General features: G+C 52.2%; 13 protein-coding genes. 10 read left to right on the top strand and 3 right to left on the bottom strand.

The annotated features are described in order from the left end of the window. Positions 1-9: 9 nt before the first annotated feature. The 4 genes from SH573x_RS22375 (at position 10) to SH573x_RS22360 (ending at position 6,286) form a co-directional block, all read left to right on the top strand. The gene (locus tag SH573x_RS22375; protein ID WP_479350032.1) at positions 10-3,042 is read left to right on the top strand and encodes a CRTAC1 family protein; all 3,033 of its coding nucleotides are present in this window, start codon (positions 10-12) and stop codon (positions 3,040-3,042) included. Positions 3,043-3,143: 101 nt separating this feature from the next. Further along, entirely contained in the window at positions 3,144-4,292 is a 1,149-nt protein-coding gene (locus SH573x_RS22370) for a tetratricopeptide repeat protein (protein ID WP_479350031.1), read from the top strand. 241 nt (positions 4,293-4,533) lie between these two features. Next, positions 4,534-5,628, top strand: a complete 1,095-nt coding sequence (locus SH573x_RS22365; protein ID WP_479350030.1) for a DUF1559 family PulG-like putative transporter — start codon at positions 4,534-4,536, stop codon at positions 5,626-5,628. A 121-nt stretch (positions 5,629-5,749) separates the two neighbouring features. Further along, positions 5,750-6,286, top strand: a complete 537-nt coding sequence (locus SH573x_RS22360; RefSeq protein ID WP_479350029.1) for a transthyretin-like family protein — start codon at positions 5,750-5,752, stop codon at positions 6,284-6,286. 113 nt (positions 6,287-6,399) lie between these two features. Here the strand turns inward: SH573x_RS22360 and SH573x_RS22355 are convergent, their stop codons facing one another. After that, positions 6,400-8,205 carry a CRTAC1 family protein gene (locus SH573x_RS22355; protein ID WP_479350028.1) on the bottom strand — a complete coding sequence of 602 codons (1,806 nt, stop codon included), beginning with the start codon at positions 8,203-8,205 and terminating at the stop codon, positions 6,400-6,402. Between the two features lie 873 nt (positions 8,206-9,078). Between SH573x_RS22355 and SH573x_RS22350 the strand changes: the two genes are divergently transcribed. From SH573x_RS22350 to SH573x_RS22330, 5 genes are all read left to right on the top strand, one after another. Next, the gene (locus tag SH573x_RS22350) at positions 9,079-9,696 is read left to right on the top strand and encodes a DotU family type IV/VI secretion system protein (protein WP_479350027.1); all 618 of its coding nucleotides are present in this window, start codon (positions 9,079-9,081) and stop codon (positions 9,694-9,696) included. 181 nt (positions 9,697-9,877) lie between these two features. Next, complete coding sequence (locus SH573x_RS22345; protein ID WP_479350025.1) at positions 9,878-12,754, top strand: hypothetical protein; 2,877 nt, start codon at positions 9,878-9,880, stop codon at positions 12,752-12,754. Then, the gene (locus tag SH573x_RS22340) at positions 12,751-14,220 is read left to right on the top strand and encodes a hypothetical protein (protein ID WP_479350023.1); all 1,470 of its coding nucleotides are present in this window, start codon (positions 12,751-12,753) and stop codon (positions 14,218-14,220) included. Before SH573x_RS22345 ends, SH573x_RS22340 begins: the two co-directional genes overlap by 4 nt. A 4-nt stretch (positions 14,221-14,224) precedes the next feature. Beyond that, the gene (locus SH573x_RS22335) at positions 14,225-15,523 is read left to right on the top strand and encodes a hypothetical protein (RefSeq protein ID WP_479350022.1); all 1,299 of its coding nucleotides are present in this window, start codon (positions 14,225-14,227) and stop codon (positions 15,521-15,523) included. After that, positions 15,520-16,020 (top strand): hypothetical protein, encoded by a 501-nt coding sequence (locus tag SH573x_RS22330; protein WP_479350021.1) that lies wholly within the window; start codon positions 15,520-15,522, stop codon positions 16,018-16,020. The genes SH573x_RS22335 and SH573x_RS22330 overlap by 4 nt, the downstream gene beginning before the upstream one ends. 547 nt (positions 16,021-16,567) lie before the next feature. Here SH573x_RS22330 and SH573x_RS22325 read toward each other — a convergent pair. Continuing rightward, positions 16,568-16,714 (bottom strand): hypothetical protein, encoded by a 147-nt coding sequence (locus SH573x_RS22325; RefSeq protein WP_479350020.1) that lies wholly within the window; start codon positions 16,712-16,714, stop codon positions 16,568-16,570. 275 nt (positions 16,715-16,989) lie between these two features. Between SH573x_RS22325 and SH573x_RS22320 the strand changes: the two genes are divergently transcribed. Beyond that, positions 16,990-19,059 carry a dockerin type I domain-containing protein gene (locus tag SH573x_RS22320; RefSeq protein WP_479350019.1) on the top strand — a complete coding sequence of 690 codons (2,070 nt, stop codon included), beginning with the start codon at positions 16,990-16,992 and terminating at the stop codon, positions 19,057-19,059. A gap of 182 nt (positions 19,060-19,241) precedes the next feature. On the opposite strand, the gene SH573x_RS22315 is transcribed toward SH573x_RS22320, so the two are convergent. Then, positions 19,242-20,576, bottom strand: a complete 1,335-nt coding sequence (locus SH573x_RS22315; protein ID WP_479350017.1) for a hypothetical protein — start codon at positions 20,574-20,576, stop codon at positions 19,242-19,244. Between the last annotated feature and the right edge of the window lie 137 nt (positions 20,577-20,713).

The raw sequence follows: 20,713 nt of genomic DNA, 5'->3' as shown, positions 1-20,713 counted from the left end.
ATAAAGAAGTTGATCGTCGGCATATTGTTGATCGGCTTGGGGGTTCTGGCTGGCCTGTATTGGCAGAGCACCTTGGTTGCCAGACCGCGCGCGACTCGACAAATGGCTCAGCAGGCGCTCGAGTCGCGAGATTTTCCCATCGCCCTGCAACTTGCCGAAGACCTTTTGAGAGATTCACCACAAGCTCCTGATTTGCGTATGATTGCAGGCGAAGCAGCCAGCGGTCTACATCAGTATGCAGCAGCACTCGAACACTATAATGCAGTTGATGATCGTACTCCGCTTTCTCCCATGGCGCGCTGGGCTGCGGCGGAGATTCAATACGAGTTGGGAAATTGGCGCAAGAGCCTGGAATTGCTGGAGCAATCGCTCCGGCTGAATCCCAACTTGCTCGTGGCACATCTTCGCCAGGCCGAGATCTTGACGACGCTGGGGCGACGCTGGGAATCACTCCCCGCGCTCCTGCGATTGATTCAGTCTGATGATGGGACAGTCGATCACCTCCTGAAAATCGGTAACCTGGCCAAAGAGATCACGGCTCACCAAGAACTGGAGCGTTTAAGAAAACTCCAGCCGCAGGATCGGGCTGTCGATTTACCGCTGGCGATTCATTTGCGTGAGCAAGGGAAATATACAGAGAGTCAGAGTTTGCTCGAATCGCTGGTTGCACAACAGCCCGATTTGCTGGAAGCTCGCGTACAATTGGGCTGGACCTTGTTAAAGATTGCACCCGATGCCTGCCAGGCGTGTCTTAGGCAATTGCCCCAGAGCGCATGGCAGCATCCAGACGTTTGGGTGATCCAAGGGCAGCTCTTGATGGCCACGCAATTGCCCGAAGCGATTGCGTGTCATTTGACGGCGATCTCCATCGATGCACAGCATCTGATCGCCCACCATCAACTTGCCCAATTGCTGCAACGCCAGGGGCAGAGCCAGAGGGCCAAACAGTTTGCCGAGCGTGCCTTGTTGTTGCAACGACTAAACCTGGCCCTGGAACAAATTTATACGTCGCGACAGCACCTGCCTCCGGTACAGGAAGCGGCGGAGCTAGCCGCGCAGCTTGGCCGTCCTTGGGAATGCTTGGGCTGGTGCGCCTATGCGCTGTCGATCAATCCACAATTGAGCTGGCCCCAACAACTGATTCATCAAGTTCGCTCACATGTCCGTCCGGGACTTCCACGTACTTTGCCTGAATACAACCTGGTCACGCAAGCCACCTGGCGTAGCGAGTACCCATTGCCTACGCGGGACAAGGCTCCAGCATTGAGCAGCGACGTAACCCAGCGTGAAACGGTTCCCGAGGTCGTTGACCAATCGATAACCCAGACCGAAATGCGTTGGAGCGAGGTAGCAGCGAAACTGGGTATTGATTTTCACCTGGCGCAACCGCCGCGCTCACCGGATGCTGGCCGGCGCATGTTTGAAATCACAGGCGCTGGTACAGGTGCCATCGATTACGACAACGATGGGAGCGTGGATTTGTTGGTAGTCCAGGCGAACACTTCTGTGCCGTCGCTTGAAAAATCAGCGCCCAGTTCAGCGCCCAGTTCAGCGATGCAGGCGACCGGCGGCAATGAGGCAGAGCATGACTGTTTGTATCGCAGCCAGGGCGCAGCTGCCAATGGGTTGCCCCGCTTCCTCGAGTCATCCAAACCGGCCCGCATCGACGAATCGGCTTATGGTCAAGGACCTGCGATCGGAGATTTAGACAATGACGGTTTTGATGACATCTATGTAGCCAATTTTGGCAACAACCAACTTTGGCTGAACATGGGTGATGGCACTTTCATCAGCGGAAATGATCGATTCAGCGAAGACTTGCCGGCCCAGTGGACTGTCAGCGCGGCCATGGTCGATGTCAACGGCGATGGCTTGACCGATGTTTATGATGTGAACTATGTCAGCGGCCCAGAGATCACCACCAGGCTATGTCCCGTCGCCGGCATGCCTCGAGCTTGCACACCGCTGGTCTTTCCAACGGCACCGCACGTCTTGTGGTTGGGACAAAGCGACGGATCATTGAAGCCCTATCGTGGTCCAGGCGCCGAGCTACTAGCCGGTTACGGACTGGGGATCGCAGTGGCCAGGCTGGCCGATAACTTGCGACCACACATATTTATTGCCATCGACCAACAAGCCAATTTATTGCTCAACCTACAAGCAGCCGATGCAGGCCAAACATCCGAACAGTTGATAGATGAAGCAGTTGTCCGTGGAGTGGCCTTTGATTCAGCCGGTCGATCGCAAGCTTGCATGGGCATTGCAGCTAACGATGTGACTGGCGATGGGCAGGTCGATTTTTATGTCACCAATTTCTACAACGAACCCAATACACTTTACGTTCAAGATGCAGGCTTCTTTACAGACCAATCTGCCACGCTGGGACTATCCGGCCCCAGTCTACCCATGCTGGGTTTTGGTACGCAAGCCATAGATGAGCAAAACGATGGGCAGATGGAATTGGTTGTTCTAAATGGGCACATCGACGATCAAACCCATATCAATATTCCACTGCGAATGCGACCACAAGTATTTGCGCGTTCGCGTTCCAAGAGTGGTTTAAACAGGCCTGGCCAATTTGTGGACCAAAGTGCGCAGCTCAGTGGCGATCCTTTCTTCAGCCAGCAACGTCTAGGCCGTAGTTTAACTAAGTGGGACTTCGACGCTGATGGCTTGGAAGATTTGGTCGTGAGCGATTTGGAGTTGCCTTTGGCAATCTTACATAATCGCTCTCAGGCAGTGGGTAACACGATTGCGGTGCGCCTGGTCGGTACCGTTTCTCAGCGCGACGCGTATTGCACGATTGGCACACTGCGAGATACTGGTGATTGGTCACAGACCGTGCAGTTGGTGGGAGGCTGCGGGTACATGGCTTGCAACCAGCGCGTTTTACGTTTTACGCTGCCCAAGAAGTTGAGTCAGGTGGATCCGGCGGAAGAGACTGAGCTGACGCTAGATTTACAGTGGCCATCTGGCATTGAGCAACACATTCCTAAGTTGCGTCCAGGTGGACAGTATGTGATAGTGGAGAGTGACAACTGAATCCAGAGCGTTCAAAAAATCGCCTCGCCACTGTACGTGGGGAAAGTTCAACTGCCGGTACCAGGTTATGGCGCAGTGCCTGGCTACGATTGGCGTTGGTTGTGATTATGCTCTTGAGCGCTGGCATATGGTATCAACAGAATGTCGTTTGGCAAGCCAAAGAAAAGTTAGTGCGGGATTGCCAGGCAGCGCGCTCAGCTGGTGATTGGCCTTTGGTTGAAGAGCTGGCTCGGCAGTGGGCGGCCTACGATCCTACAGCTCACGCTCCGTGGTTAATGGCGGCCGAGGCGGCCCAAGCCATGGGGCAGTATCCAGTGGCCGCGGACTACCTCGCACAGTTATCGGAACCTCCGCCGCTGTCAGCTTTGCTAGGGCTGAGTCAACTGCAGATGGAGCAACTCAATGAACCTCGGTTAGCTTATCAGACATGTTTGCGCACGAAGGAGTTTTATCCACGCGATAGCGAGAACCACCATCGGTTGTTGTTCTACTACTCGATGACTTGTCAGCACCAGCAGACGGTCGCCGAAGCCCGACGTGCGATCGAAAGTAGTTGCGATACGCCAGTAACGTATGCTTACCTCGTAGCTGCCCCATCGCTAACTTACAAAAACGGGTTTGATATGAATTCGTTGTGGTTGCGGCGAGAACCGGAGAGCGAACTGTATTATGCGGCTTCGATCGTGCATCTGATCAGCAATCAAGAGTTGGGAGAATTGGCGGCACAAGAAGCCGTCGATGCTTCGAAACCCCAGTTGGCCCAAGAGTTCTTTGAAGACAAGTTACGAGAAGCTCGGCAGCGATACCCGGGCAACATTAATTTGATGGCTACCGAATTGGGGCGGTTCTGCCAGGCGGGTGATGTTACAGCTGTTGCCGTCGCACTCAACAGTGCCCCACCAGAGACCATATCGGACCATCGCTTCTGGCGATTCAAAGGTTGGTATCACGCGGCCCAGGAGCAATGGCGAGAAGCACGTAGTGCTTATGAGCAAGCACTTCAGCTCCAGCCTCTTGATTGGTTGTCGGCACATGAGCTGGCCGGTGTGTTGCGTCGCACTGAACAGTTGGAATCAGCCCAAGTGACCCAACAGCGAGCCAACTTAGGTAAGCAGTTGATGCGTCAAATTACGCTCGCCCCGCGGATCGATGCCCTGCCTGATGAAGCGTTAGAGCAGATGGCCAACTATCTGGAAGTGTGCGACCAGGTTCAACTGGCGAGAAAGCTTCGAAATCTGCACAAAAAATAATCGTCGCCCATATTTCTCGGCCTGCCGGTGGGCGAATCTATCCAGTTGGGTTGTTTTGTGCTTTCCTAGGAAAATCCATCTCTTTGATATTTTGCGGGTTAACGGCAGCGGATCTGTCTTTAGGCGGCTCTAGTGTTTGCCTCAGCCACCTAGGTTTGACTGGGGTCGAGATTCTTGCTATTTTGTAAGCTGCTGAGATCTGTGTTTCTTTTCTGTTAATCTTTCTTTGGAGGCGAGTATCGTGGTCATTCGACACAGGCCAAGCGGCTTCACGCTCGTTGAACTGCTGGTGGTTATTGCCATTATCGGCATCTTGGTAGGGTTGCTATTGCCAGCGGTTCAGGCTGCCCGTGAGGCAGCCCGCCGCATGCAGTGCTCTAACAACTTAAAACAGTTGGCACTGGCATCTCACAATTACGAGAGCGCGTACAAGAAGTTCCATTATCGACAAGGTGGAACGACCACCGGGGCGCTCAACAATCAGAATCGTCGTAGCGGCTGGCTTTCGCTGCTGCCGTTTATCGAGGGCGGCGCGCAGTTCAATATGATTCAAGCCGGTGATCCAGCCAATGGTATTCCTCCAGGCGGTCCCGAAGGTTGGACGGGTTGGGCTGCTTGGAATCAGTCGCCATCGTACATGCGTTGTCCTTCGGATCCCGGTGCAAACACGCCTGGTCGTCTGAACAGTTATTCCATGTGCCTGGGCGGCAACGGTTCATCCATTGGTCGTTGGCAATGGGACATGAACACCAGCAATAATCTCAGCGGAATGTTTTCGCTGGCAGGTCATGCTTCGCATGGAAGTATTACCGATGGTACTAGCAACACGATCATGTACAGTGAGCGCTTGGTAGCCCAGACCGGTTATCCAAGTGATCAAGGCAATCCTGCGGTTGTCGCGGGAGAGAGTGTGCGACATCGAACAACCATTGCGATGTTGCCCAACGTTCACGAAAATCCCTTGACCTGTCGTTCCGTATCGAACGGTAGATTTTTGGTGGTTGGCACGCGGCATCAAGGCAATGGTGGCAAGTTCTGGCACGACGGCCATCCGTGTTATGTAGCCTTCAATACAATTCTGCCGCCCAACTCGCCCTCGTGCATTCATACGATCGCATGGGGCGATGGTGACCCGGCGATTCTTCCGCCGACCAGTGAGCATACCGGTGGGGTCAACGTAGCCATGGCCGATGGTTCCGTCCGATTCGTCGGTGACTCGATTGATACCGGTAATTTGACGGTTAGAGCCGCAGATGCGATGGGGCCAAGTCCTTACGGCGTTTGGGGTGCGCTGGGAACGCGCAATGGTGGTGAAGTGGCGAACGTGCCCGATTAACGGTCTCAACTGGTGCTTGGTGTAAACCCGCGTTTCAGCGGGCAGTGAGCGAGACCATGTCTCGCTCACTTCATTCAAGTTTCAAAATAAGCGATCCATTCGTATCGATAGGAGATGATCCATGAAGACGATTTGCAGAATAGCCACCGGGTTGGCGATCTGCGGTATGTTCAGCGGCTGTGGTGGACCGAGTTATCCTAAGACGATTGCGGTCAGTGGAACGGTCACGTTTGACGGCAAGCCAGTTGAAGGTGCGACTGTCACCTTCGTCCCGCAAGAAGGCAAGATTCAGCCGGCCACAGGTCGCACTGATGCGCAAGGTAAATTCGCGTTGACCTCCTTTCGTTCGGGTGATGGGGCCCAGCCAGGAGCCTATCAAGTGACGGTGACCAAGTACTTCTCTGAAGCCGGGGACAGTCCTTACAGCTCACCGCCGGTTGAAGCTCCAGCCGAGAACGCCCCGAAGACACTTGAAGAGGAATATGCCGCCTACGAAAAGGCTTATAAGGATGCCCCTAAAGGGCCAGGCCGGCAAGGGAAGAAACCCCCCAGCAATGGCAACGAACTGCCCAAGCGCTATGCCAACCAGTCAACCTCTGGTTTGGCATTCACCGTTTCTGACTCGAGCAAGAGTTTCGAGCTTACCTTGACAAAGTAGTGGGACCAAGCACGTCGACACTGCGTTGCTTAGGAAACCGAAGTGATCGAGGCGCCTGATCGAGGTGCCTTGATTACTTCGATTGTGTTGGCAGTTGGAAATGGCACACGTGCTTAGGGTTCCCAGACTTCTACCAATTGGTCACGGGGCGGGTTGTTCAGGTGCTGGATCTGGCCGCTGGGCCAACGCAGTTCGATGGATATGGTTTGCGATAGATCGAGCTGACCTAGAGGAAATCGCAATAATGGTTGCATGCTGGATGCGTAGCTGGTGCCACCGCACAACTGTCTCGTTCGACTGACATCGCCACACCGCAGTGTGGCCAATGCGCCAATACCGCGGCGATTGGACTGTTGGCCATGCAAGAGCAAGTTTATGCAAGCCTGGCAGTTCGAATCGTTGCGCAGTATCGATAGCCGATCGTTCTGGTTGAGTACGGCCATATCCAAGTCCCCATCACGATCGTAATCGGCGGTGGCGATGCCTCTTCCAAATCTTGCCAGTCGAAATGGCGAGCCGACTTCTTTACTAATCTCGCGCCAACCATGGCTACCTCGCGTAAACAATTGTGGAGTCATCGCCTGTACGGGGTTGGATGGGGCGTTATTGACGTGGCCATTGGCAACCATCAATTCCATCTGGCCGTTATGATCAAAGTCCTCCATGATGGTGCCAAAGCCCAGAAACGGCAACGTGGGTTGATGTAGTCGCTCGATGGCGGTCGTATCCTGAAAACCGGCGGGCCCAAAGTTGGCATACAGAGTATTGGATTCCTCATAGTAATTGGTCACGTACACATCCAACCAGCCGTTGTAATCGTAGTCCCCAACTGCCACGCCCATACTGGCTTGCAAACCACCTTCACGATCGACGGCGCAGCCCAACAGGGCGGCACGCTCTTCGAAGCGTGCATTACCCAAGTTGATGAACAGAAAGTTTTCGGTGGTATCGTTGGCTACGTAAACATCGGGCAAGCTATCGCCGCTGAAATCCGCGATCGCTACGCCCAAGGATCGATCGTTCTTTCCTGTTAAACCTCGCTGAACGGACTGTTCCAGAAACTGTCCATTGCCTTGATTGAAGAAACATGCATCGGGCCACGCATCCAGAGTCCCGGGATTGCACATCGCCGGTCGACCCTGCGGATCCAGGCAGACCTTGGGGGCTAGTGGGTCGTAAACGCAGTAGTTGCAGACATAGAGATCCAAGTCGCCATCGGAGTCCAGATCAGCCCACGCGGCCGAGGCACTCCAGCGCGCGTCATCAACGCCCGCTGAATTTCCCACTTCCACCAACGTGCCGTCGCCCAAGTTATGCCACAATGTGTTGCTTGTTAGGTTGGAGATGTAAATATCATCGAAACCGTCATTGTCAAAGTCGCCCACAGCAACTGCCTGGCTGTAATACGGATCGTGAAATCGAGCTGCCAGGGTGATGTTGCGGAAGCCATGACTGGACGTATTCTGATACAACTGGTCGACCGTCTGTTCAGCCCAGTTAGTGTTGGTTGCCTGACCGCCTTGATTGGCGACCAGGTCCCAATGTCCATCATTGTCAAAGTCCAACCATCCAGCCCCACCACCTAAAGTTTCCACAATCATTACTCGGCCAGCCGCCCCATTGTGATACTGGTGATCGATTCCCAAGCTTTCCGCGGCATCGACAAATTGAATCGAGTGTTGGCTCTGTGCAGGCGTAACAGTTTGGGCGTCCGGGATCGCCACAGCAAACGGCGAAGGCACAGCCGCCTCATCGGTAGTTAGCGGCACATTATTGTTCGTAGCGATAGAGGAATTGCTGGATGAATTTGAGGCTTTTGACGACGACCCGCAGCCCAAGATTCCGAACAGCGGAGCTGCCATACTAGATAAGACGAACAACGATAATGCCAAGCGATTGATAAAAATCGGACGGTGCATTGGATTCTCCCGCAACCGGTACCCATTGCGTGATCTGGCGATTATACACGCGGCAATTCCCCAAAGGCTTGGGTGGAACCTAAATCTGTCATATTGTGGTAGCGCCCATGCTGTCGGATTGCAGATCGGTGATACCGGTTGGGCGTGCGACAGACGCTTAGTCCCAAATCGGACGTGTCGAAGTGCTTAGAAGTGCCAATAGAGCGTCCCCAAACGTTGACCTACAACATTGCACTTCGCTCTAAGCTCGCAGCTCTACGCGCATCAAGCAGTCCAGAACTGCCATCGCTATCCCGTGCTTAACCGACGCTGCAAAACCCATGTTCAACGTTCGAGTTGCGTGCGGCGAGACAAGCCATTAGGCGAACTAGCTTTGCTTACATGACCAACCTGTGGCATCAACCAACGCGAACCGTACCAATTGCAGCAGTTTGAAGGTTGCCACTCTGGTCGCATAGGGCGGTCGGTCCAGGCCGTGGCGCAGCTCAACGCAGTGAATTTTGCGGAGTTAGATTTTGCACGAATTGTTGCCGCGTTGGTAACAACCAGGATGCATAGGCGCGTGGAAGGGATTATTAACAACCCACCCCATTTGGGTGGCTCTGCAAGTCCGGCCGTCTTTTTGAACGCCAAACCGTGCTGTTCATTTCCCCTGGCATCCAACCAGATACCTTCTGCGTCTGAGTTTTGACAGGGCCTTTCATCCACTGTTGCCTGAGTTGAAACTTTCACCGGTATGGCGGGTAGCTTTGGTTGTTGGCATGCTGAATAACTACGGGCCGTGAGTGAGTCGCCGACAGTGTTGTTACAATGCTGGTCGGTGCGTCCGAAGATCGCAGCGATATACCTTGTAAAGTGCCCTGAGAGACTCAAATGAACCCTGGTGAGATTGCGATTATCTACAACATCTTTCGAACGACCCAGCAATTTAGACTCAAGAGCCAAGAGGCGGTTGACAGGAATATGGACTGGCGCAAAACGCATTGGCAGAGGCTGACAGAAGCACTCCATGAAGATCTTGATTCGCTCTTGCTTGCACAATCCAAGCGCGATCATAAAGCGAATCTGGCATTCTGGGGCGCAGCGTTTCCTGTAGTCTGTTGGATCGACCAAGCGATACTCAGTTTGGCCAACGAACCCGCTGCACACTGGAAGAGCCTCGAAGCGGCCCACTACGGTACGACAGAGGCTGGCATTAACTTCTGGCGACAGGCGAACTTGGCAAAAAACCAGTACCCGGAAACGGTGGAGGTTTTTTGGTTGTGCATCCTCTTTGGTTTCCCGTTTCGTGAAGAACTTCACAGCCTATTACCGGAAGACTGGGCAGCAGCTCCAAGGGAAGCCATCTTCAATTCGATCAGGCAGAGTTTTGTTGGATGGACGCTCAGCACCAGGAAACGCATACTCGAAAGCGATATGATGAAGTCGAGCGGTGCAAGAACCTCTATCGATCTTCCACTAAATACAGTCCGTCGAAGTTCGCGAGTCTGACCCAAGAATCATTTCTTTACTAACGGCCGGAATCACGATGGAATTCTATAGTAAAAGACCTACTGTGAGCCTGTCATCCACGTTGGTCTACGTTCCTGAGGCAATTGACGAGCAACTGTCGCGGCTTAAGTTTCACTTGGTGACACAAAGCCACTCGAAGCTATTCTCGAACAACTCTTCAGTGTCCATGCGGATTGTTCGGCGTGAAAACGCCGATGTAGGAAGCGTCGTCTTCGTTGAGTATGGTAATAGCTTTAAGGCCGTTGACGCCGAGAAGTTTATCAAGCAGTCGAAATTCGCGCCGAATTTAAATCTGGTGTTCTTCGTGGAGGCCGAACTGGCAAACGTCCAGTCGGTGGCTCTCAGCAATCAATTGGCCAGCTTGATCAAGCTCATCCCCCGAGGCAAAGCGATCGCGCGAGTGCAGTTTTTTCTGGTGAACAGCGAGGCGCAATCGTTGGCGCCCTCATCGCCCCAAACAAACTGGCATGAGCAACCGTTGGGATTTTGCACCACCCTCGATTTCTCCGGACAAGAAAAAGTTAAATTACTGCCAGTCGCTCAAAAACAGCTTCAAGAGGCGATAACCATATTCTGCCAGGAGCAGTTGCGCCCTACGCTGACTGCTTTACAAAGCCCTCTTGGATGGGACAGCGGGTTTAAGCAACTCTATGACGTTGAGGGAATTTGCAATAACCTGGTTAGCCATGCGGAATCTATCTCTGCTTGCTGCATGTCGGTCTTGAGCAATTCTGTTCGCAGTGAGTTAGAGGTTGCTTACCACTACATCCAACTGGGCAATGTGCCGGACGAAGATAGTGTGCAAAAAAGGCAACAGTGGTTATTCGCAGCTGAGCAATTTCAGAAGATTGTCAAAGTCGATCGCCCACCACCACCTCTCCCGCCCGTAGAGGTTGAATGGACCGTCGTTGCCTGGATCGCAACTATTGCATCAATTGTTATCGGGTTCCTAGCATGGTATTTCTGGTTGCAAATAGACCAAGCCAGGGACAAAAAAGAACTTCCCTTTGCACCGGCAATCGCCATCAAAGCTGATGGTGAACAATTGTGGCAAAACTTGAAAGGTGAGATTGTGATCCCGCTGAGTGCGGGGGCCAAACACACAATGACGATAGCGGGCGAGCAAGACTCACCGCATTTTCAAATTGCAGTAGATCAGTCGGGCAAACCGCTGGTGTTTCCGAAAGACAATGTGCACCAGATTTGTCTGCGAGTCCCCAAATTTCGGGGCGATTACTTGCTCAACCCAGATGCGGAATTAAAGCTGAAAGCTGGGCAGCGACTTGTACTGGGACGCTGGGAGTATCCAAGTTTGCCTACCGAAGCGGAGCTGATCTACATTCCTATTCCCTATCCTTTTCCTGATGAAAACCAACTCGATATCTCACATCGAGTCGTTCCTGAGAAATCCTATCCTGAAAGCCAGGCAGAGCTAGACAGCAATTTTAAGGAACTCATCAACGAAGATCTTAAGAAGGTAGATTCTTCCACGCTGATGCAATTTTTGCAGCGAATGCGGATCGCGTTGCCCAAAAAGTCTTACACCAGTGATGAACTCCTAGCAGAGCTGGACAACTTCGACGTTCGAGTCATTCAACCAGAAACAAAACCTGCCCCCACCCTATCCACTGTCACTTGGCAGCTTACCAGCTGGCAGACACCAAAGTATGCATTCGATCGAACCGAAAAGATTTCGATCCGTGCGACCATGTCTACACCACCACTTGGTATCCCACTCAAATTGGTCTCGAAACTTGGCAATGATGCCGTGGAGCCCAGTCGATTTGGTGACGACTATGGCAAAGCCTTGAAAGATCATGCGAGGTCCACTGGAGCGAAAGTCGTCCTCGACTTGATAAAAGATAGGTCGATGGCAGCCACCTTCAATTTGTACTCCGAGTTACTGCCTAAGCTGGTCTTGAATACTGGCGAAAAGACAGACATCGCGATTCTCGACGAGATCATTGCAGGGGTCGACCCCACTTTGCTCGACGCTACGGAAAATCGCTTACGATTGGCTTCGCTCCCAACAGGTTCAAATTACCAGAACACGTATGCCTATTGTTACTTAGGCCTAGATTGCCTGGCCTTGCTCGATCTGATTCAGATACGCGAGCAATTGTCGTTAGAAATTGCCGACGCCGCCATATCAAACGAATTCGCAGGGAAAATCAGTACGTTTCGCACGGCTCTGATGAGGACCATGTTTCGGGTACGTCGTTATCTGGCTGACGCAGCCAAAGATGGGCAAGTGCGCTATTTGAATGTAAGTCCAAATGATTCATCAATCGTCGGCGATTCGTCAGTAAATATGCTCGTCATGTATACTCTTTGGAAATTGTCATACGAGAACGCGGGTTCCGCGCGGCCAGCTTCGATGGATCATTACTTGTCGCTTGGCGACGACGAAGCCAGCAAAGAAGACAAGAAGAGATTTGACGAGCAAATATTGCAGGAAATCGTGTTCTGCGACAGAAACGACGTGACCAACGCGATCAAGGCACTGACGAATAGCATCGACCGGTCAACAAACCTAACAAATCTCGTTGTTTATTACCAACCGAACATCGAACCGTACGCAGGCGGCACTCTCTTCGGAGGACACTTGATGAGTAAATCGTGGACCTACTATCGAGGCCGGGAACGCAACGCAGCTGCCCTATCGACGACTCTATGGCCCGATGCCGACACTTTCAAGAGCAAGTTTGCTTACGACACCGAACGCATCAAAACAACCTATCACACATGGCTTCACTATTATAATCTGGCATATTTCTCACGTACACTCGAGGTACTTTCACGAACCACTGCCGTTGATGCTTGGATCGCGGATTCCCGTAACGTCGATAGCCTATTGCGGCCGCTGTTGGAAGTGTTGGTATCGACCTACGACAATCAGATTCCGGCTGGTGGAGAGTCGTACGCTGCGGCATATCATAGGATTGGCCTGTACACAATGTTGCTGGTCAAAGAAGGTCTGCCAGCTAACCTCCCTACAAGCAAGCCTCCAGCCGACCATATGACGCCGAATCAATGAATAATCCAACGCAACAGACAAGTGGCCTTCGATGGGTCGCGGTAACGTTTCCACTGATGGCGATCTTTGGGTTCGTCTATTCCAAACTTCCACCATATAAAGATGCGCGAGATAACCGCGATTTCAACTTTATCGTCTTCTCAATTATTTTAACGATTATCGCCATGTCGATGGCAGTTTTCTGGCGGTCGCGGGAACATCTGTCGGAGACGAAGGCTAATAATTTTCTGACTTTGGGCATTACGATTTGCACGCTGCTCGCGCTGTGGTTTTTATGGAATCGGTACCCCAATGTTGCGTCGTACTTGGAACTGGATGCCAACTTTCCTATTGGGGTGCTGGTGACAAGTTGCTTGATGTTAATCTCCACGATCTTTTATTGGGAAGGAGCCAACTGGCGTTACTGGGCATGTTGTGTCTTCATCTGCGGGCTGTTTTTGATCAAGTATCTTTTGGTGATGACCATTCACTGGTGCACCAACCCTTTCAACGTGGTCGATGTAGAGAACACGTCGGCAGGTCCAATCTCGCGAAACGCTTCGAAGTTCGAGCAACTCGACGAGCTAGCGGTAACATCGTACGGTAGCAATGCAAGCGCGCCCTCGACGCTAGTGCGTCTGAGAATGCAGAACGTGTACGTCGCATTTGATGGTAAGCCACCCGAAGCGGACTTGGGGCCTCTGCTGGACGCGGCCTTGTATGCGACGCTGGATCGATCGACCATCAACACCATGACTTTTAACGATCGAGTGCCGTTACCAGATCAAACCACTTACGTAATGTTCGCCACCATCTGGTACGAATGCGTCAAGGATTCGCCAGGGCCGCAAGAACGGACAGACAGCGAGCTGAAGAGGTGGGCAGAGAAATTGGTAACTCGAATAAAATCGCCAGGGTATGACCCGTTCCATTCGGAAATGGAGTTGCGAGTGGAAGACAAACGATTGTTACTGTCCTACTTGAAAGCCAACAAATCGCTGTTTGAGGGCGTCTCGCGTTACGCGGGACAGGAACTCCGCTCGATGCGTTGGTATCTATCGTTACTGAACTTGTTTCTGGGAACGGGTTACGGCATTCAGGTTGTCACCTACACCTTGGGCCTCTACATCTTGTTGATCTTGCGTCCGCTGCCGAGAGATGAACAGCCGGCAGCTTTGAATCTACTGGTCGATGAAGGGCGACTCGAAAGAGCTAAAATCTTGCGGACGGTCTTGGCCAAGCTGGGCTTCATCGGCACGCTATTGGGTTTGAGCTTTGCAATTGGTTCGCTGGGTGAGCAGGACGTAGTGCAGTACATTTTGGAAAGACCCGGCATATCGCAGCAGTTGGCTTCCGATTTGGGACTGGCCTTTAATACTACCTTCGTAGCCCTGGTCGTTTCCATCTTGATTCAGTTCGTCCTCGTGCGCGAAGTTCGCGATTCCGAATACTACCGAAGCTTGTCAACGGAACTTGGGCCGGAGTAAAACCATGAAATGGTCATTTCTGGACATGGCGACATGCGTAGCGATCGTCGGGATCATCCTATTCAAGTTGTATGCCACGGCATTCGGACAATCTGAGGATCGCGGCATGTCGCTGTTCGCTATCATTGAAATGCACAATAGTCAGGCCCAATCAGGTGAAACAAAGTTTCTGGTCACTGTGGTCTACCCTTCGGGCAAATCGCGGAGCGTCAGCTTTACCTCGAGCGAGGATGACTTTCTGGCCTGGAAAAGGCTGGACGAATCAGTCCAAATCCGCGTGAACAAGCTGGACAGGGAGAAAGCCGCCAAGCGACTGACGATGGAAATAAGCGGTGGCTTACCGACGGGCTCTCGACTGTATTTGGAAATCGAGCAACCGTCATCGCCCAAATTGCTCGACATCGTGGATCAGATCGATACTGTCGCCATTCCACAAATGCTCACCGAGCTCAAGCGACTTGACGGTGTCAAGCGGGCAAACAAGACACTTTTGGAGCAGTTGATTGAGCAGGAGAATGGTACGAGACTGGACATTCGCAGCGAGTTGCTCAATTGCTTGAACACAATTCGAGCTTCCGAGCAATCAATCAGCTTTTCGGACCTGACTTCGCGCACTCCAGAAGAGTTGTTGAGCATTGAGTTGGAGGCGTGCAAACGATTGGCCAAAATTGATAGTCGCAACGCGGCGATGGATGAGCTGGTTCTGAATGCAGCCCTGACCAAGTACTTAGTCCGACGTACTGCGTTCGACTTGGCCGATGCCAATAACCTACTTAAGGGTGCATCGATCAATCGTAACTTGAAGGTAGAAGACTATATGATTCATGTGGCCGAGTACCTCTGTAGTGTTAACAACAATGCAATGTTGCCTGAGATGTGGTGGAAGAATGTCATTGACATCGAGCTCAAAAGCGACACCAGGTGGCGGACGGGCAAGCCGAACACCATTGAGTACCGCATGGACTTTGGCACGCAGACGGTAACTGCACCGGCCGCGACGGATACTCGGCCGATTGCACCTCCGATCGCCGAGTTAGCGGGAATGGCCAACACGATTCCATTATTTATTGAAGACGTCGAAGCCAGCCGCCGCGCGGGGTCGTTTGTTTCTCGCGGTTCGTCGACAATGGAGACGATGTTGCACGGCCGATTGTTTTACGAGACAGTGCGCAATCGGATTTCGCGACAGGATATGCGCATGCAAGTATTCGCTGGTTCACGAAAGTACACAGTATCGGGCGATGTGAAGAATATTTCGGACAAGGCAGCCAAAGGTATTTTGGAGCATAAGATCGGCCAATGAATCGCGTGCTAGTATTCTTTCAAGACATCATGTTGTTTGTGGCTGGGTTGATGGTCATTCTTTTGACGCTGATTCTCGGAAACCACGGTCGTGAGAAGTTCAAGGAAGACAACTTCTATTTCGTTATCCGCGTTCAGCTGGAGGCGCAAGGTTGGCGAGGGGTGCCATCGGACTTTTTTACATCCAGCGACACTGTGACACTCAACGCTGCCCGAAACACGGATCACCGCAATGAGTTCACGGCCATTGCCTACGGATCGCGGCAAATGCTCACGGGTGTCAGCAGGAGTGGGGCAAGTTTGCCTCAGGAAGTCGTCATTGATGTCAACGTAACTCGCTATCCTGATTTACAGTTAGCTGACGCGATGATTGTAGGGGAGTCAGACACAGGTCGAGCCAGTCTGGGAGGCGGTCACGCACTAAGTGAATTACCAGACTACCTGCAAAAAAACGCTGACGTCACCAAGGGTTTTGTCTTGAAATTCCAGGAAAAATAGTCGTTGAGTGCCGGCGCACTTCGTCGACCGCCAACGTTCGATCGGCCTCTACGCCTGACCAAGCTCCCTCCAAATAACCGCCGCAAACTTCTTACCCCCATGCCACTGGCGACATGCCGGAAGTCTATCCCCTAGCTAGCGTCACAAGCATTCGTACGCCTGTCAGTATGCCTCGCAAATCTGTTCGGCGACAATTGGTTTTATTTTGCACCTGACATGTCCTCTGACGAATGATAAACTTGGTTGAGCAAGGACAATTTGGCCGCAGCTTTCAATCGGTAATCGCATATGGCACGACAGAACTGCAGATCTCACACGGTAGTTGATTATCGAACGTGTGATCCATCCATTGCCGCAATGCATTCTGAACTGCAAGCAGACGTTCGACAGGTGCTTCGGGTTGGGTTTAGCCCGCAGGCTAAAAATGTACTTCGACTACGTTTTGGTACTGGCGAACAGGACGAACTCACATATTCCCAGACCGAGACTGCAAAAATTCTCCGATGCACAGTTAGCCGTGTCGTTGCCGTTGAACAAAGCAGTCTCGCTAAGCTCCGCAATCGACCTGGACTGCTGAAGCACCTTGATCGGTCATGACATTGGCGATAGCCAGCGGGCTGTAGCCCACGCTCATCGTAGCCAACACCAAATTTCCACTGGCGAACTTCTGTGAAGTAGATCTGACGAGCTTCACGCAAAGAGCTTCGTAGTGACGCGACGACACCGCTGGCTGTCAAACGGCTCTCGATCGCAGGTATTGCGAGGCAAGTCGAACGGCATTTGGCTGACAACGAGCCTCTATCATTAGCTATGTAAATTGCGCCATGGGCGAGGTCCCCATAACGATAGCAAACTGGTTGGTTTACAATGGGCCTGGCCGTATTCCCTCGTACTCCATGGCAGTTGAAAATGCGTGATAAAGTTAAGCCTCGCGGTCTCTCATTTGAGAAGTTTGAGAAGCGGTTAGCCATGACTGTTTTTGGATTCGACTCGCGAATTCAAATTCCAGCCAGCCAACTCAGGAACCCCGTTAATACGCTGGGAGCACTGGCAGCTATGCCCGCAGTGGGTATGGCGATCAACGATAGCGATGGAAATGGGCAACTCGGCGGTACGCTAAGCGAAGGCTATGGCACAGCCTTTCTTATTAGTTCCAATCTGGCACTAACATCAGCGCACGTTGTCTTTGGACGGGACATGAGTGGACGGGTTACTATCAACGTCGATCCCAAAAAGATGATCGTGAAGTTCGGCTGGGATGGGCAAACGGCACACACGGGTGTCGTGGGAGTAAAGCAATGGTTCATCCCCGACGAATGGCGGAATATGAGGGGCACTGCAATCCCGACTTCGAATGGTCACTCAGCGGTTTATGAATCCCTACAATATGACTATGCGTTGTTAGTCCTCGATCAAAACATAGCCAGTCGGGCACAATCGGTTTTTGTGCCAACCATTGACACGATGGGAGGCTACACACCCAATTCGAACGACCAGTATTACAACACTGCTTTGGTATCTGGGTACCCAAGTGACTCGGTATGGGCGTCAAAGAACTATCCTCAGGTGATAACGGGCGGCCCTGTAGAGTATGTGAGCAGTGGAGCAACCAGCATCTCCACAGCTCCCCGAGACTACGCTCGCTATAACCCCACGCACACGTTTATTGATAGGCTTAACGGAGAGACACTAAACCAATACAACCAGCGCGTAGCAGCCTGGCAAAACACCTCGGGCATTGACACTTATGCGGGAATGAGTGGCGGACCGCTGTGGATGTTTGAAGGAAGTATCGGTGAAGGCAAATACAACTTCACTGGCATCGTCTCACGCGGCGGATCGGACGGGAACGATTTCACTCGCGTAACCCAGGCCATGAAGGACAACCTAAACCGGTGGACCGGCACAACTGGCAGCGGAACGCACTTCGCTTTGAACCCGGTTTCGGGTGAATCGCCTCAAGCGATAATTTCTGAGTACTACAGCGTGATCGGCAGACGAGACGATGTGGTTTACGACCAAGAGCCTCGTGCCAATACGGGCATAGTCCAAGATACTCCAGGACAAACAGAACAGTTGGGATTTCGCATGCGTCTCTACAATCGCGGGCTTGCGGACAGCGGACCAGCTCGCGTAAAGTTTTTCCTAAGTGACGACGATACCCTCGACCCTGCGACTGATAGCGTGTTTGCTACCTGGGAAGGTGCCCCGATCGCTGCACAAGATGACTTGGAAGTTGAAGGGTCAGTCGCACTTCCAGACGGTCTACTACCGCATCGCGAGTACTACATTGGTTGGATGGTTGATAGCACCCCAGACGAATTCGCCAGGGGCATATTTCCGGGGTCAATTAGAGTTAACTCGGCGCCCACTGTATCCATTGACCCTCAATGGCTGGCAAATCCACCGACGATCTTTGCCGGAGTTCGCAGTCCGCGTATTCCTATTCTCGTTAGCGATGCAGAAGATGACCTTGGTGAATTGCGATTAGAAGCAGCTTCGCTTTGGAACGAGTTCGGAACGTTTGGGTATTATCCACTGAACTATGTTCGTTTTGAAGGAACTGGCAGTACACGGTTCATGATAATCGACGCGCCGCCAAATGCCTTGCAAGTCACGTTCAATCCTTACGTGTATGACTCGCTCGAAACTTATGCGGTCGATCCGAATTTTATCTTTATTGAACCGACGCCCACCACCTACTTCGCTTGGAACAACCTCTACGATGCCGAAGACGTGAGCAATGATGGCGTGGTTACAGCTATTGACGCACTTCTAGTTATCAACTTGATCAACCAAGGCCGGAGTGGATTGCTGCAGGGTGCGCCTCAAAGTTTCGAAGCCCTCATAGACGTTAATTCAGACGGAAATCTAAGCGCTATCGATGCGTTGCTTGTAATCAATCGACTCAACCAGGGCGAAGGCGAGTCCTCTTTGGTCCCAATTGGCAATGAGGCCGCGTTCGCCGAATGGTCAGATGAAGATTTCGAATCCAGGCAATGGGAGATCAATCGCAAGCGACGCGTGGGACAACGCTAAGCTCTACACCATGAAATCGATGCGTGAACCCGCCATCAGAGAAATTCTGTTTCGAAAGAGGTTCATAGCGTCAAATCAAGTGGAAAGGCTGTTTCGATACACCGACGATACCCAGCGATCATTCGTCAGGTCATGCGCGACGCCGGCGGCTAATTACGTTATGCCGATCCCAATAGTAATCGTTACGAGCATTTAGAACGAAGTGTCCGCCGTTTGGAACTAATTGTTCTTGCCGCGCCGATAAGCACTAATACAAGTCCTCCAGTTAATGGTTCCGGCACTGCGGCAACATTGCCCAGGAAGATTCCTGCGCGGTCGGCAATTCCATCTGCATTATCATCGAGCATCGAATAGAAAACGAAATTGCCTGCATTATTCAGCATCCCACGGCGTGTGAAGATGGCGGTTATGACGCCACCATCCAAGGTATCGCCAACTCCAATGATGCGATCGAGAATTGGATCGCCTCCGTTGAATAGCGCGAAGTTACCGCCTACTGAAGCGCCAAACAGGACCATTCCGGAGTCGTTGATGGCAGGTCCGCTCTCGCTAATCAAATCAAAGTCGCTATGGTCCGCGATTAAAGTCAAGGTTTGACCAACTCCACCCACGTAGACATTTCTTGTTCCCACGGGTGCACTACTTGGGCGTGCAACAAAAGCAACTTGCGCACTGTTGTTGATGTCGGCTATGTTCCCGAATATCTCGAAGCCCTGTCCTGAGCTTGCAATTGTCTGAATGCCAGCGGCTGTGTGCACATAGATGCCGTCCTGAAACGTAGATCGGAGCAATCCCCGGAGCACTACCTCGTTGTTGTTATTGATGTCTGGCGCAGGATCGCCGCCGGAAAGGTAAGAGGCAAACTCACCACCACTATTTGAATTCGAGGCGTGAATGATATTGTTGCCACTGGCGGTACGAGATTGTACGAGAGTCGGATTTGTACCAGTCGGCGTTACCACACGATCGCTGCCGTTAATTGCAACCACACTCAACGTATCATTATCGTTGTAGAGCAATTGATAGCCCGATCCGTTCCAAAACAAAACTGCACCACCACCAGTGGAATAGGAAGTTCGAAAACTAACATTTCCAGTATCGGAAATTGCCGATCGCGAAAAGAACTCCATCGTGCTTAGACCGGGCCCAACGGATCCTTTGCCGGCAACCGTTGTGAGCGATCCATTGTCCCAAACGGAGACGCGTGTATCGTTGATTAGGCCTCCATTGATGCCGTTGTTTGACGAGTACATCGAAAACACAACTTGGTTATTGTTGTTGAGCTGTGGTGAAGAGTCCACGTTGTTAAACGAGCCCGGCAACGAGTTGGAATCAATCACCTTGGTGTAGTAGAAACCTGCTCGCGAAGGCGCCTCGATCAACAACGCCAGCACCACCGAGACTAAGATCGGTATCAGCCTTCGTTGGAAGGTGACCTCGGTCGAGAATGAGCAGCGACTTGCTGAGTTGCCGCGAACTGTTGCGAGACCATTGGAGAGATTGGTGCTATCTGACATAGGCGGAGATGCCGTCGTAATGGGGGGAACACTAGGCGCGTGCACTGCGGGCGAATACCCGACAACATATTAGTTGCTCCTGGAATTGCCTGCAACGAACTGTCTCGATGGCAAGGAAGGCTACTTGGCTAACCCGC

It is taken from the genome of Rania fehmarnensis, from assembly GCF_056494185.1.
Note: the sequence above shows the minus strand (reverse complement) of the source record. Positions and strands in the feature narration are given on the sequence as shown.